This is a genomic window from Streptomyces sp. GB4-14, assembly GCF_022696125.1.
GTDB lineage: Bacteria > Actinomycetota > Actinomycetes > Streptomycetales > Streptomycetaceae > Streptomyces > Streptomyces werraensis.
This window is the reverse complement of sequence record NZ_RZHO01000002.1, coordinates 3,749,397-3,763,249: the sequence shown is the minus strand read 5'-3', so window position 1 is coordinate 3,763,249 and position 13,853 is coordinate 3,749,397. Positions and strand designations below refer to the sequence as shown.

The following is a 13,853-nucleotide window of genomic DNA, read 5'->3' as shown; positions in this document are numbered from 1 at the left end:
CGTCGTGTCCGCGGGGTGCGGCGGCGGGTCAGGGCTTGAGCACCAGGTGGTCGGTGGTGGAGTCCTCGACCGCCTTCTCCGAGTAGGCCCACTCCAGCAGTTCGCCCTCGGCCCACTTGTCCGTCTGGTCGACGTAGTGGGCGTTGTAGGCGTGCCCGGAGGCGCCGGTGAGGTTGATCCAGCGGGACTTGTCGAGGTCGCCGAGGTTGACGACCATCCGCATGGACGGCACCCACACCACCCCGTAGCCGCCGGCGGCGTTCCAGCCGGTGGCGTTGACGGTGGCCTCGCCGCCGCCGAGCTTCCACGGGCCGCGGTTGAGCACGTACTTCACGATGCCGGGCCCGTCGCTGCCGAGCGTCTGGTTGTCCAGGAACAGGCGGTGCAGCCGGCCCCAGCTCCAGGTGTCGATGTCCTTGCCGAGCTTGGCGGTCAGCTCCCAGCGGGCGTCGATCAGGGCCCGCTTGAACAGCTGGTCGCGGTTCTCGGCGGCGGGCCGGGTACCGCGCTTCGGCGTGGTCCACCACTCGCTGTCCTCGTCGGCCATCAGCCGGCGGACCACCTCGAACCAGCGGTCGCCGCCGTCCGGCTGCGCCTGGCTCGCGGAGCGCTGGCCGCACTCGCGGACCTTGCCCGCCTCGTCGGCCGGACCGGTGGTGTTGGCCGGCTCGACCCACAGGCACTGGCCCTTGACCCGCACCTCCTTGGGCAGCTTGTGCCCGAAGGAGAGCTTGAGGATGTTGCGCCAGACGGAGTTGAAGTACGCGGCGGCCGCCGAGTCGGCGTCCTGGGTGTAGTCCCAGCCCTCCAGCAGCTTCTGCGCCTCGCGGACGTGCTCGTCGTCGACGTCGATCTTGAGCAGTTCGGGCACCAGCAGCTTGGCGATGGAGCTGGAGTTGTCCAGCTGCATCTGCCGCATGTCGTCCGTGGAGATCTTCCCGCCGTCCTTGATCTTCGACTGGATCAGGTCGTTGATCCGCTGGCTGCGGGCGCCGTAGCCCCAGTCGGTGGTCAGCGTGTACGGGTAGTCCTCGTCGACGACGGCCTGGTTGGCGGTGACGATGTAGCCGCGCTCCGGGTCGAACTCGTAGGGCAGTTCGTCCTGGTCGACCCAGCCGGTCCACTCGTAGTCCGGGTCCCAGCCGGGGGCGGGGACGGAACCGTCGTGCTTCTCCGCCCGGGTCGGGATCCTGCCCGGCAGGGTGTAGCCGATGTGGCCCTCGGTGTCCGCGTAGACGAGGTTCTGCGAGGGCACCTCGAAAAGCTCGGAGGCCTCGCGGAAGTCGTCCCAGTCCTTGGCGCGGTTGATCGCGAAGACGGCGTCCATGGTGCGGCCGGGGTCCAGGGCGGTCCAGCGCAGCGCCACGGCGTAGCCGTCGCCCCGGTCGGGGGCCGCGCTGTCGACGGTGGCCTTCTTGCCGGTCTTCACCAGCTCGTCCGAACGGTCGGACAGCAGCGGGCCGTTGTTGGTCTCACGCACGACGATCTTCCGGGAGGCGCCGCCGGCGACCTTGATGATCTCCTCGCGCGTCTCGAACGGCACCACCTTGTCGCCGTACTGGTAGCCGTCGCCGGTGATCTTCTCCAGGTACAGGTCGGTGACGTCCACGCCGGAGTTGGTCAGGCCCCAGGCGATGTCCTGGTTGTGGCCGATTATCACGCCGGGCATGCCCGCGAAGGTGTACCCCGTGACGTCGTAGCGGCACTTGTCGGAGACGTCGCGGCAGTGCAGGCCCATCTGGTACCAGACGGACGGCAGCGAGGCCGACAGGTGCGGGTCGTTGGCGAGCAGCGGCTTGCCGGAGACGGTGTGCTGGCCTGAGACGACCCAGGAGTTGGAGCCGATGCCGTCGCCGTTCACGCCGACGGCGGTGGGGAGGTCCTCCAACACCCGCTGGAGGCCGGTGAGCTGGCTCTCGAAGCCGGCCGCGTCGCCCTCCGCACCGGCTCCCGTGCCGCCTTCCGTGCCGCCACCGAGCTCCGAACCGGCGCCCTCGCCCGAGCCGGTCCCGTCGCCCTCGCCCTCACCGTCACCCGAGCCGCCCTCGGCCTCGAACGTGCCGCTGCCCTCGTCGTAGCCGCCCTCCTGCACGATCGGCTTGTTCCGGCTGTACGGGTACGACGGGTACAGGTCGGCGATCTGCTTCGGGCCGAGGCGGCTGGTCAGCAGCGCCCGGTCGATCTCGTCCTGCATGTTGCCGCGCAGGTCCCAGGCCATCGCCTTCAGCCAGGCCACGGAGTCGACCGGCGTCCACGCGCCGGGCTTGTAGTCGTTCTCGAAGCTCAGCGCCGCGTACTCGAGGGAGATGTCCTTGCCCTGCTTGCCCTCCAGGTAGGCGTTGACGCCCTTGGCGTACGCCTGGAGGTACTTCTTGGTGGCGGGGGACAGCTTCTCCTCGTACTCCTGCTTCGCGATGCGGTCCCAGCCGAGGGTGCGCAGGAACGCGTCGTTGTCGACCTGGCCCGCGCCGAACATCTCCGACAGCCGGCCGGACGTCATGTGCCGGCGCACGTCCATCTCGTAGAACCGGTCCTGTGCCTGGACGTAGCCCTGCGCCATGAACAGGTCCTCGTCGGAGGAGGCGTAGATCTGCGGGATGCCGTAGCCGTCGCGTCTGACGTCGACGGGCCCGGACAGTCCCTCGAGGGTGATCGACCCCTTGGTCTGCGGGAAGGAGGCGCGCACGGTACTGACGGACCAGTACGCCCCGTAGGCGACGCCTCCGATCAGGGCCAGCACCAGGACGAGCACGAGGAGGCGGCCTTTGCGCCCCTTCTTCCTGCCGGACGTGCCGGCGGCCTGCTGACCCGTGGAGGCGGCGGCGGCGGTGGTGTCGGTGGGCATCGCTGTCCTTGCTGTCCTAACGCGAGCGGCAGGTCGGGCTGTGCTTTTAACTGAGCGCTGGAGCAACGATAGGCGCAGGGCTCCGCGCCCCTTGACGCGGAGTGGGGAACCAGCCCGGACGGGCGTTCGATCTTGCCGCCTTTCGCGTCAAGAACGCGTCAAGAGTTAGGTAAGGTAACGAAGTAGTTCGCCGTGACAATCGAAGCGGTTCGCCCGGAAAGCGGGCGCATCGCCCGCGACGGACGCGCGCTCCCTCACGGGTGCGCCAGGGCCGGGGAAGGGAACGCCGCTGACTGTCCACCACCTCAACCAGCTCCTGCTCGTGTGCTCGGTCGTTCTGCTCGTCGCCGTGGCGGCGGTCCGGATCTCCTCGCGCAGCGGGCTCCCCAGCCTGCTCGTCTACCTGGGCATCGGCATCGCCATCGGCCAGGACGGCATCGGCGACATCCAGTTCGACAACGCCGAGTTGACCCAGGTCATCGGGTACGCGGCCCTGGTCGTGATCCTCGCCGAGGGCGGTCTGGGCACGAAGTGGACCGAAATCAGACCGGTCCTGCCCTCGGCCGCCGCGCTGGCGCTGGCCGGCGTCGCCGTGAGCGTCGGCGTGACGGCCACGGCGGCGCACCTGCTGATCGGGCTGGAGTGGCGGCAGGCGCTCATCATCGGCGCGGTCGTCTCCTCGACGGACGCGGCGGCCGTCTTCTCGGTACTGCGGAAGGTGCCGCTGCCCGCGCGGGTGCGGGGGACCCTTGAGGCCGAGTCCGGCTTCAACGACGCCCCCGTCGTGATCCTCGTGGTGGCCTTCTCCACGGCCGGTCCGGTCGAGCACTGGTACGTGCTGATCGGCGAGATCCTCCTGGAGCTGGCGATCGGCGCCGCCATCGGCCTCGCCGTCGGCTGGCTCGGCGCCTGGGGCCTGCGGCACGTGGCGCTGCCCGCCTCCGGCCTCTACCCCATCGCCGTCATGGCCATCGCGGTCACCGCCTACGCGGCCGGCGCGCTCGTCCACGGCAGCGGCTTCCTCGCCGTCTACCTCGCCTCGATGCTGCTCGGCAACGCCGGGCTGCCGCACTGGCCCGCCACCCGCGGCTTCGCCGAGGGGCTCGGCTGGCTCGCCCAGATCGGCATGTTCGTGCTGCTCGGCCTGCTGGTCACGCCGCACGAGCTCGGCGACGACATCGTGCCCGCGCTGGTCGTCGGGCTGGTGCTCACGATGGTGGCCCGTCCGCTCAGCGTCGTCGCCTGCCTGGTGCCGTTCCGGGTGCCCTGGCAGGAGCAGACCCTGATGTCCTGGGCGGGACTGCGCGGCGCCGTGCCCATCATCCTGGCGACCATCCCGATGGTGCAGGGCGTCGACGGCAGCGAGCGGATCTTCAACATCGTCTTCCTGCTGGTCGTCGTCTACACCCTGGTGCAGGGCCCGACGCTGCCCGCGCTGGCCCGGCTGTTGCGGCTCGGCGACTCCGGCGCCGCCGACCTGGGCGTCGAGTCGGCGCCCCTGGAGCGGCTGCGCGGCCATCTGCTGTCGGTCACCGTCCCCTCCGGGTCGCGGATGCACGGCGTCGAGGTCGGCGAACTGCGGCTGCCCGCCGGGTCCGCGGTCACCCTCGTCGTGCGGGACGGGACGTCCTTCGTGCCGTCACCGGAGACGATGCTGCGCCGCGGGGACGAACTCCTCGTCGTCGCCACCGACCCGGTACGGGACGCGGCGGAGCGCCGGCTGCGCGCGGTCGCCCGGGGCGGCAAGCTCGCCGGCTGGCTGGGCAACGGCCGCGACACCGAAGGATCGCAGGCCGGACGCTGAGAGGGTGCTCACTTTCACAGGCGGGCACGCCGTCGACCTCTGTATCATGAAGCGACCCCAGATCGGACCAACTCTGCCTGACGCAGAGCTGGCGCGACCGTATGGCGGCCGGGCGCCCTGAGCTGTGGCGCCGGTATCTACCGCAGTCAGCGCAAGAGGACAGCTCTCGGCGTGCCCGCGCGACCGCGCGCGGGGCGCTACCAGGTGGCGGAAAGGCACGGGCCGTGGCATCCACGGTCACCACGTCGAAGGACTCGGCGGCCACCTCCCGACCGGGATACGGCCGCCTGCTGCGCACCCGCGGCGCGTGGACGTTCCTGCTCCCCGGCTTCGCGGCACGCCAGCCGTTCGCGATGCTCACCCTGTCCATCGTGCTGCTCGTCCAGCACACCACCGGCTCCTACGGCGCGGCCGGCGCCGTCGCGGCCGTCACCGGCGTCTCGATGGCGCTGTTCGCCCCGTACACCGGCCGGCTCGCCGACCGCCACGGCCAGCGTGCCGTGCTGGTGCCGGGCGTGCTGGTGCACGCGGCCGCCGGACTCGCCCTCACCGCCCTCGCGCTGAACGACGCCCCCCTGTGGGCGCTGTTCGCCGCGGCCGTCCCCACCGGCGCCTCCGTGCCACAGGTCGGGCCGATGGTCCGCGCCCGCTGGGGCGTCCGCCTCAAGGGCTCCCCGCTGATGGCGACCGCCGCGGCCTTCGAGTCCGTCACCGACGAGTTCACCTTCGTCGTCGGCCCGCTGCTCGCCACCGCCCTGTGCACGACGGTCGATCCGTCCGCGGGCCTGGTCACCGAGGCCGCGCTCACCCTGGTCGGCGGTCTGCTGTTCGCCGCCCAGAAGGGCACCCAGCCGCCGGTCGCCACGACCGCCGACGGCCACCCGCGCGTACGGCACGCCTCCGCGCTGCGCGTGCCCGGCGTGCGCGTGCTGATCGTGACGTTCCTCGGCATCGGCTCCGTCTTCGGCGGCATGCAGGTCTCCCTGGCCGCGTTCACCGAGTCCATCGGCGAACCCGGCCTCAACGGCGTCCTCTACGGCGTCTTCGCCGCCGGCAACATGCTCGCGGGCCTCGCCTGCGGCGCGATCGCCTGGAAGGTCGCCCCGCAGCGCCGCCTGGTCGTCGCCTACGCCGCCCTCGCGCTGGCCGCCTCCGCGCTGTGGACGGCCGACTCGGCGCTGCTGCTGGGCGCGCTCGGCCTGCTGGTCGGCATGTGCATCGCCCCGGCGCTGATCACCGGCTACACGCTGGTGGAGAGCCTCGTCCCGGCGGGCGCCCGCACCGAGGCGTTCACCTGGCTGACCGGCGCCGTCGCGCTGGGCCAGGCCGCCGCCGTCACCGTCGCCGGACAGTTCGAGGACCGGCTGTGGGACGGCGCCGGATTCCTGGTGCCGATGGGCGGCACGCTGCTCGCCCTGGCGACCCTGCTGGCGCTGCGCTCGCGGCTCGCGGGTGCTCCGCGCGGGCGTACGGTCGCACGTGGCATGGGTCACCGCGAGCCCGTCGCAGTGGACTAGGCCCACGGAATGCGTCACTATGGACCGTCGTTAGCACTCATTGAGTGAGAGTGCCAGGAGGAAGACAGTGCCGACCTACCAGTACCAGTGCACCGAGTGCGGCGAGGGCCTCGAGGCGGTGCAGAAGTTCACCGACGACGCTCTGACCGAGTGCCCCAGCTGCCAGGGCCGCCTGAAGAAGGTGTTCTCCGCGGTCGGCATCGTCTTCAAGGGTTCCGGTTTCTACCGCAACGACAGCCGCGGCTCCTCGTCGAGCTCCTCGCCGGCGTCGTCGAAGTCCTCCGGGTCCTCGTCGTCGAGCTCCTCGTCGTCGGACTCCGGTTCCAGCTCGTCCTCGTCCGGTTCCTCCGGCAGCTCGACGAGCACGACGGCGGCCTGACCGCCTGACGCGCGCTTCCCGGGGCCCTGCCGTCTCCCGACGGCGGGGCCCTCGGCGTTTCCGGCGCCTCCAGGGACGGCCGACGGGGCTCCCTCCCGGCGTTTCCGGGTGCCGTTAGGGTCGGGCCATGGCGAACATGGCGAACGCCGAGATCGGCGTGATCGGCGGATCCGGCTTCTACTCCTTCCTCGACGACGTGACCGAGGTCCAGGTCGACACCCCTTACGGGGCGCCCAGCGACTCCCTCTTCCTCGGCGAGGTGGCCGGCCGGAGGGTCGCCTTCCTGCCCCGGCACGGACGCGGCCACCACCTGCCCCCGCACCGCATCAACTACCGCGCCAACCTGTGGGCGCTGCGGTCGGTGGGCGTGCGCCAGGTCCTCGGCCCGTGCGCGGTGGGCGGCCTGCGCCCCGAGTACGGCCCCGGCACGCTCCTGGTGCCGGACCAGCTCGTGGACCGCACCAAGTCCCGGGTCAACACGTACTTCGACGGGCTGCCGCTGCCCGACGGCACCGTGCCGAACGTCGTCCATGTGTCCCTGGCCGACCCCTACTGCCCCACCGGACGGGCGTCCGCGCTGAAGGCGGCGCGCGGCCGGGACTGGGAGGCGGTCGACGGCGGCACGCTGGTCGTCGTCGAGGGCCCGCGCTTCTCCACCCGCGCCGAGTCGCTGTGGCACCAGGCGCAGGGCTGGTCCGTGGTGGGCATGACCGGGCACCCGGAGGCGGCGCTCGCCCGTGAGCTGGAGCTCTGCTACACGTCGTTGACGCTGGTCACGGACCTGGACGCGGGTGCCGAGACGGGTGAGGGCGTCTCCCACGACGAGGTGCTGCAGGTGTTCGCGGCGAACGTGGACCGGCTGCGGGGGGTGCTGTTCGACGCGGTGGCGGCGTTGCCGTCGACGGAGGAGCGGGACTGTCTGTGCGCGTCGGCGCTGGGAGGGATGGATCCGGGGTTCGCGTTGCCGTAGGCGGCGTCGGGCCGCGCACGCGGCGGCGGGCGGGCTGCGCGGAGGCGCGGCGCCAAGGAGGTGTGGAACGCGGAGGCGCTCGTTCGGGTGGGGCGGTTTTCCACAACCGAGGATGTGTTCACAGCCCCCGGCGGGATTCCGTCGGGGGCTTCATCGTGGGGTGCGCAAGCCGTTCCCGCGTCCCAGGTGGTGGTCCCGTGTCCATGTCGTCCATGACGTCCGCGCCCTCCGCGCCCTCCGCGCCCTCTGCGTCGTCCGCGTCGTCCGCGTACCGTCGTTCCCCGTTCCCGCGTCCGCACGGCGCCGATGTGCCGCCGCCGTGCGGGGTGCCGCCGTTCGACCCGGTGCGGGTGCGCGGTGCGCTGCCGCTCGCGGGCCGGCTGGCGCGACACCGGAGGCGGGCGGTGGCGGTCGGTCTCGCGGTGACCGCGGCGGCGCTCGTCGCGGCGGGCCCGAGGGACACCGACCGCTCACGCGGACACCCCGAGCCGGCCAGGGCGGCGGCCGGCACACCCATGGCGTCCGGCGGCGACGACCGTCCCGTACGGCAGCGGCGCGCGGGCACGACCGTCGGCGCGCCGGTGCGGATCGCCGACGCGGCCACGGTCCGGCTGCTGCGGCCCGGCGACCGGGTCGACGTGATCGCGGCCGGGGAGACGGTGTCCGGCTCACAGGCGCGGGTGGTCGCGCGCGGGGCGCGGGTCACGGAGGTGCCGGAGCCGCCGGGCGACGACGGGGGCGCCCTGGTCGTCCTGTCGGTGCCGCGCGACACGGCGGCCGAGCTGGCGGGCGCGAGCGCGACGGCACGGCTGGCGGTGACGCTGTGGTGAGGCGCGCGGCGCCGGGCGCCGTGACCGGCCGGTGTCCGACCCCGCCCGCCCCCTCAGCTCCCCCCGTACAGCTCCCCGTACGACGGCCACGCACCGCCGGGACCGTCCACCGGGGCGGCGGCCCGCACGGCGCGGACGATCGCCCGGGTCACCAGGTCCGCGCCCGCCGCGAGCACCTCGTTCAGCGCGAGCGGATCCTTCGCGTCCAGCGGGCGCGTGCCGGTGGCCAGGGTGAAGACGGTGTCGCCGTCGTTCAGCAGATGCACCGGGCGGACGGCGCGCGCGATGCCGTCGTGCGCGGTGCCGGCCACCTTCTGCGCCTGCGCGCGGGTCAGGTCGGCGTCGGTGGCGACCACGGCGAGGGTCGTGTTCATCGGCGGCGGGGCGTTGCGCTCGGCCGCCTCCGCCAGCCGGCGCCGTGCGGCCCGGTGCACCTCGGGATCGGGCAGCCGCGGGCGTCCGCCGAAGTACTCCCCGTAGAGCACCCCCGTCTCCAGGTCCACCGCCGATCCCACCGCGTTGGCCACCACCAGCGCGGCCACGGTCACCCCGGACGGCAGGACCGTGCTCGCCGAGCCGACCCCGCCCTTGAGCCGGCCCACGACGGCACCCGTCCCGGCGCCCACGCAGCCCTGCGGCACCGGCGCCCCAGGATCCGTGGCCGCGGCGGCCTCGATCGCCTCGCGGCCCAGGGCGGCGTCCGGCCGGGCCCGGAAGTCCCCGCCGCGGCGCAGGTCGAAGACGCAGGCGGCCGGCACGACCGGCACCACGTGGGTCGGCTCCGGACCGACCCGCACCCCGCGGCCCCGCTCCTCCAGCCAGGCCATCACCCCCGACGCCGCGTCCAGGCCGAAGGCGCTGCCGCCGGTCAGGGTGACCGCGTCCACGCGCTGCACCACGTTGCGCGGGTCCAGCGCGTCGGTCTCCTTCGTGCCGGGTCCTCCGCCGCGCACGTCCACCGCGGCGACCGCGCCGCCCTCGGGGGCGAGCACCACCGTGGTCCCGGTGAGCCATCCGTCGCCAATCCGCGTCGCGTGTCCCACGCGCACGCCGGCCACATCCGTCAGAGCGTCAGCTTTCATGGAGGCAGTCATGCCCTTACGGCCCCGGCCGTACCCTGGACGCATGAGTACCGCTCCCGAGCCGCCGCGCGAGCCGAAGCCCGCGCTGGTCTTCGACGACCCCCTGGACCAGCCGGCCTCCGACGACACGGACCGCGGCTGGGGCGAGCGCCCGTCCGGCGACAGCGCCGCCGACCTGAGGCGTTTCCTCGACGAGAAGCCGCCCCACCACATCTGACCGGGCGGCGGGGTCCCCTACCGCCCGTCGCCGGTCTGCCCGCCGCCGTCCGCCCGAGTGCTCCTGCCCCCGCCCTGCGCGCGCTCGGCCAGCAGCGCGTCCCGGATCTCCTTCAGGACCTCCAGCTCGGTCACCTCGACGACCTCGTGGGCGCCTTCCTTCGCCTTCCGGCGCGCCTCCACGCGGGCCAGGTACTTCGCCATGGGCAGCACCATCAGGAAGTAGACGACCGCCGCCGTGATCACGAACTGCAGCGTCGCGCCGAGCACCGAGCCCCACAGGATCCGCACCCCGGTCGCCGCGTCCCCGGTGCCCTCGCAGGGGCCCTTCAGGCAGGACGTGTAGCCGTCGAGGTTCTGGGTGCCGAACGCACCCACCAGCGGGTTGATGATGCCTTCCACGACCGAGTTGACGATGTTGGTGAAGGCGGCGCCGATGACGACCGCCACCGCCAGATCGACCACGTTCCCGCGCATCAGGAAGGCCTTGAAACCCTGCCACAGGCTCGTCTTCTCCTGGTCGCTCACTCCGGGGCCTCATTTCTCGTGCGTAGGGTGCGGAAGGAAGCGCTCCGCAACTTACGTCACCGCCGAGGCGGCACGTCCAGTCGTTTCGGACGGCGGAACGGGAGGGGCGGGGTCACCGGCGTGCGCGGGGGCGGCGCGCACCCCCTCCGCCACGCGCCCCTGAAGTACCGTTCGACCAGGAACAATTCATGTCGGGGTGAGGTTCATCCACAACTTCTCGCGTGTTCCGCTCGTCGTCCGGGCATACGTTTTCCCGGTTCCCGGACACGACGTCCGGCCGAGGGGCTACGGTATGCACCCACAAGGTGACATGCAGCAACGCCGGGAGAAACCTTGAGCGTTCCGTACGAGACGGCAGCGTGCGAACCACCTGACTCGTCCGACTCACCGGAGGAGCACCTCGCGCGCCTCCTGGGCCGCGCCCTGAACTCCTTCGAGTTGCCGGACGAGACGATCCGCCGACTGGACTGCGCGCTGGCGCACGACGGTTCCCTGCATTCGGCGCACCACAGCGCGGGGCTGCACCGGGAGACGTACCGGCACACGTGGCTGCTGGCGGACGGTGCGGCACTGACGCTGTGGGAGCTGGTCCACAACACCGTCCCGGGCAGCGAGCCGCAGCACGAGGTGTACGTGGACGAGGAGGAGCTGCGGACGGCGACCGCGCGGCTGCCGCTGCCGCCGGAGGCCCCGGACTTCGAACTGCCGGTGACGGCACCGGCTTTCACGCTGCCCGCGGTACGCCAGGTGTACGTCCCGGACGACTCCCCCGATCACGCCCGGCGTTTACTGCGCCGGGCGGAGAACGAGGACCGGCCGGACGCCGAGACGGCGGCGCTGCTGTCGACGGCGTGCGCGCATCGCATCACGCAGGCGTTCGGCCGTCCGTCGCGGGCGGGCCGTGCGGCGCTGTGCTTCTCGCTGTACGAGCACGCGTTCCTGCTGGGTGACGGCGGTGAGGTCTCGCTGTGGGAGGTCGAGCACACGGTGACGCCGGACGGGCGGCACATGTGCGAGGTGTACGCGAGTGAGGACGCCGCGCGGCGGGCGATGGAGCGCAGGGCCGCGCAGGGCCGCCGAACCCCTGAGCGGGGCCCGGGACCGGCCTAGTCCCCTTCGGAGAGACGCCGTACGAGGACGGCGAACGCGTCGCGTTCGGCCTCGGTGAGGCGTACGGTCTCCGCGCTCGGGCCTGTGGCCCGCTGACGCGGGATGGTCGGGGCCCCGTGGTGGGTGTGCACCGGGGCGGGCTCCGCCCCGGCGTGGTGGCGCGTGCGCCTGCGCAGGCGCAGGCGGCGCCGGAGGGCGTCGGCCAGACCGGCGGCGCAGGCCACAACCACCAGGGTGACGACGGTGGCACCCGTCGTCCGCGAGAGGGTCTCGTGCTCAGCCATGCCGCCCAGTACACACCACGGTCCGGGGAGTTGTACCCCGGACCGTGACGATCGTGATCTATATCGCACTAGGCATGAACTGCACACACACCCCCAAACGGACGCATCGTCACACCGTCCGCGCGGCGACCGTTTCCTTGCTCGTTCCGGTGCCTCCGGCCGCCGGTGCGGGGGCGGTGTCCTCGCCCGTCACCGGGGCGGCCGGGCCGGCGGCGCCACGCAGGCCCTTGAGGACGATCACGAGGGCCGTGGTGACGCCGACGCCGGCTGCGATGGCGACGAGGTAGAGCAGCGGGTTGCCGATGAGGGGCACCACGAAGATGCCGCCGTGGGGTGCGCGCAGGGTGGCGCCGAACGCCATGGACAGGGCACCGGTGACCGCGCCGCCGGCCATCGAGGCGGGGATGACGCGGAGCGGGTCGGCGGCGGCGAAGGGGATGGCGCCCTCGGAGATGAAGGAGGCGCCGAGGACCCAGGCGGCCTTGCCGTTCTCGCGTTCGGCGCGGTTGAAGAGGCGGCCGCGCACGGTGGTGGCGAGTGCCATCGCGAGGGGCGGGACCATGCCGGCCGCCATGACGGCGGCCATGACCTTCATCGCGGAGTCGCTGGGGTTCGCGACGGCGATGCCGGCGGTGGCGAAGGTGTAGGCGACCTTGTTGACGGGGCCGCCGAGGTCGAAGCACATCATCAGGCCGAGAAGGGCGCCCAGGAGGACGGCGTTGGCGCCGGTGAGGCCGCCCAGCCAGTCGGTCATGCCCTTCTGGGCCTCCGCGATGGGCTTGCCGATGACGACGAACATCAGGAAGCCGACGACCGCCGAGGAGATCAGCGGGATCACCACCACCGGCATGATGCCGCGCAGCGCCGCCGGGATGTTCACCTTCTGGACGGCGAGCACCACACCGCCGGCGATCAGTCCGGCGGCGAGGCCGCCGAGGAAGCCGGCGTTGATGGTGAGGGAGATGGCGCCGCCGACGAAGCCGGGGACGAGTCCGGGCCGGTCGGCCATGCCGTAGGCGATGTATCCGGCGAGGACGGGGACGAGGAAGCCGAAGGCGACGCCGCCGATCTGGAAGAGCAGCGCGCCCCAGCTGGCGGCCTGGGTCCACACGAAGTGGTCCATGACCGACGGGGCCTCGTTGATCTCGTAGCCGCCGATCGCGAAGCCCAGGGCGATGAGCAGTCCGCCCGCGGCGACGAACGGGACCATGTAGCTGACGCCGGACATCAGCCAGCGGCGCAGACGGGTGCCGTAGCCCTCGTCGTCCGTGCCGGCGCGTTCGACGGGGGTGGACCCGGCGGCGGGGGCGGCCTCGGTGGTCACGCCGCGTGCGGCCTTGTCGCGGACCTCGCCGATCAGGTCGGCGGGGCGGTTGATCGCGGCCTTCACACCGGTGTCGACGGTGGGCTTCCCGGCGAAGCGCTGCTTGTCCCGTACGGGGACGTCGTGGGCGAGGACGACGCCGTCCGCGGCGGCGATCACGGCCGGGTCGAGCCGGGTGAAGCCGGCGGATCCCTGGGTCTCGACGACGATCTCGACGCCCGCCTCGCGGCCCGCCTTCTCCAGCGACTCGGCGGCCATGTAGGTGTGGGCGATGCCGGTCGGGCAGGAGGTGACGGCGACGATCCGGAAGGGCCGGTCGCCGTCGGGGGCGGCGGGGCCCGTGGCGGCGTCGGCGGAGGCCGCCGCCGACGCCGCCACGGAGTCGTCGGGGGCGGTGTCCGCACCCACGGAAGCCGCACCCTCGGAAGCCGCACCCTCGTCAGCCGCGTTCCCAGGAGCCGCGTTCCCGGCAGCCGTCTCGGGAGCCGTCGCCTCCCCTCGGATCAGCGCCGCCGCGTGCTCCGCGTCGGTCTCCGCGCGCAGGGCGTCCGTGAACTCGGTGTTCATCAGCCGCCGGGCGAGGGCGGACAGCAGGGTGAGGTGGGCGTCGTCGGCGCCGGCCGGGGCGGCGATGAGGAAGATCAGGTCGGCGGGCCCGTCGGGGGCGCCGAAGTCGATGCCGGCGCCGCTGCGGCCGAAGGCGAGGGTCGGCTCGGTGACGTGTGCGCTGCGGCAGTGCGGGATGCCGATGCCGCCGTCGAGGCCCGTCGGCATCTGGGCCTCACGTGCGGCGACGTCGGCCAGGAAGCCCTCCAGGTCGGTGACCCGGCCCTGGGCCGCCATGCGCTCGGCGAGGGCGCGGGCCGCCGCTTCCTTGGTGTCGGCGGACAGGTCGAGGTCGACCAGGTCCGCGGTGATGGTGTCGCTCATCGCGGGCTCCTTCGCACGCGTATCGCCCGAGTGG

12 protein-coding genes are annotated in these 13,853 nt (G+C 72.8%); 7 read left to right on the top strand and 5 right to left on the bottom strand.

Going from position 1 to position 13,853, the window contains the following annotated elements:
- Positions 1–28: 28 nt before the first annotated feature.
- A complete protein-coding gene (locus ELQ39_RS18620; RefSeq protein ID WP_242592899.1) occupies positions 29–2,845 on the bottom strand; it encodes a penicillin acylase family protein in 2,817 nt (938 codons plus the stop codon).
- A gap of 322 nt (positions 2,846–3,167) precedes the next feature.
- Here ELQ39_RS18620 and ELQ39_RS18615 point away from each other — a divergent pair, with 322 nt between their 5' ends.
- The 5 genes from ELQ39_RS18615 (at position 3,168) to ELQ39_RS18595 (ending at position 8,345) form a co-directional block, all read left to right on the top strand.
- A complete protein-coding gene (locus ELQ39_RS18615; protein WP_391668713.1) occupies positions 3,168–4,649 on the top strand; it encodes a potassium/proton antiporter in 1,482 nt (493 codons plus the stop codon).
- Positions 4,650–4,873: 224 nt separating this feature from the next.
- Positions 4,874–6,166 carry an MFS transporter gene (locus tag ELQ39_RS18610; protein WP_190002844.1) on the top strand — a complete coding sequence of 431 codons (1,293 nt, stop codon included), beginning with the start codon at positions 4,874–4,876 and terminating at the stop codon, positions 6,164–6,166.
- Positions 6,167–6,233: 67 nt separating this feature from the next.
- A complete protein-coding gene (locus ELQ39_RS18605) occupies positions 6,234–6,545 on the top strand; it encodes an FmdB family zinc ribbon protein (RefSeq protein WP_026243722.1) in 312 nt (103 codons plus the stop codon).
- Between the two features lie 136 nt (positions 6,546–6,681).
- A complete protein-coding gene (locus ELQ39_RS18600; protein WP_190003096.1) occupies positions 6,682–7,515 on the top strand; it encodes an S-methyl-5'-thioadenosine phosphorylase in 834 nt (277 codons plus the stop codon).
- Positions 7,516–7,718: 203 nt separating this feature from the next.
- A complete protein-coding gene (locus ELQ39_RS18595) occupies positions 7,719–8,345 on the top strand; it encodes a hypothetical protein (protein WP_242595627.1) in 627 nt (208 codons plus the stop codon).
- Between the two features lie 53 nt (positions 8,346–8,398).
- Here ELQ39_RS18595 and ELQ39_RS18590 read toward each other — a convergent pair whose 3' ends face one another.
- Positions 8,399–9,427 (bottom strand): P1 family peptidase, encoded by a 1,029-nt coding sequence (locus ELQ39_RS18590; RefSeq protein ID WP_242592897.1) that lies wholly within the window; start codon positions 9,425–9,427, stop codon positions 8,399–8,401.
- Positions 9,428–9,470: 43 nt separating this feature from the next.
- On the opposite strand from ELQ39_RS18590, the gene ELQ39_RS18585 reads away from it, so the two are divergent.
- Entirely contained in the window at positions 9,471–9,644 is a 174-nt protein-coding gene (locus ELQ39_RS18585) for a hypothetical protein (RefSeq protein ID WP_190002847.1), read from the top strand.
- 17 nt (positions 9,645–9,661) lie between these two features.
- Here ELQ39_RS18585 and ELQ39_RS18580 read toward each other — a convergent pair whose 3' ends face one another.
- Positions 9,662–10,120: a large conductance mechanosensitive channel protein MscL gene (locus ELQ39_RS18580; protein ID WP_267461995.1), complete on the bottom strand. Its 459-nt coding sequence runs from the start codon at positions 10,118–10,120 to the stop codon at positions 9,662–9,664.
- Between the two features lie 384 nt (positions 10,121–10,504).
- Here ELQ39_RS18580 and ELQ39_RS18575 point away from each other — a divergent pair, with 384 nt between their 5' ends.
- Positions 10,505–11,281, top strand: a complete 777-nt coding sequence (locus ELQ39_RS18575) for a DUF6227 family protein (protein WP_225628825.1) — start codon at positions 10,505–10,507, stop codon at positions 11,279–11,281.
- On the opposite strand, the gene ELQ39_RS18570 is transcribed toward ELQ39_RS18575, so the two are convergent.
- Both ELQ39_RS18570 and ELQ39_RS18565 read right to left on the bottom strand, forming a co-directional pair.
- Entirely contained in the window at positions 11,278–11,565 is a 288-nt protein-coding gene (locus ELQ39_RS18570; protein ID WP_190002850.1) for a hypothetical protein, read from the bottom strand. The two genes, ELQ39_RS18575 and ELQ39_RS18570, sit on opposite strands and share 4 nt — an antisense overlap.
- Before the next feature lie 109 nt (positions 11,566–11,674).
- Positions 11,675–13,819, bottom strand: a complete 2,145-nt coding sequence (locus ELQ39_RS18565) for a PTS fructose transporter subunit IIABC (protein ID WP_242592894.1) — start codon at positions 13,817–13,819, stop codon at positions 11,675–11,677.
- Positions 13,820–13,853 lie beyond the last annotated feature (34 nt).

Coding starts and splice junctions, on each gene's coding strand:
- ELQ39_RS18595 (WP_242595627.1), top strand. CDS start 7,719: ATGTCGTCCATGACGTCCGCGCCCTCCGCGCCCTCCGCGCCCTCTGCG.
- ELQ39_RS18565 (WP_242592894.1), bottom strand. CDS start 13,819: ATGAGCGACACCATCACCGCGGACCTGGTCGACCTCGACCTGTCCGCC.
- ELQ39_RS18620 (WP_242592899.1), bottom strand. CDS start 2,845: ATGCCCACCGACACCACCGCCGCCGCCGCCTCCACGGGTCAGCAGGCC.
- ELQ39_RS18570 (WP_190002850.1), bottom strand. CDS start 11,565: ATGGCTGAGCACGAGACCCTCTCGCGGACGACGGGTGCCACCGTCGTC.
- ELQ39_RS18590 (WP_242592897.1), bottom strand. CDS start 9,427: ATGAAAGCTGACGCTCTGACGGATGTGGCCGGCGTGCGCGTGGGACAC.
- ELQ39_RS18585 (WP_190002847.1), top strand. CDS start 9,471: ATGAGTACCGCTCCCGAGCCGCCGCGCGAGCCGAAGCCCGCGCTGGTC.
- ELQ39_RS18580 (WP_267461995.1), bottom strand. CDS start 10,120: ATGCGCGGGAACGTGGTCGATCTGGCGGTGGCGGTCGTCATCGGCGCC.
- ELQ39_RS18600 (WP_190003096.1), top strand. CDS start 6,682: ATGGCGAACGCCGAGATCGGCGTGATCGGCGGATCCGGCTTCTACTCC.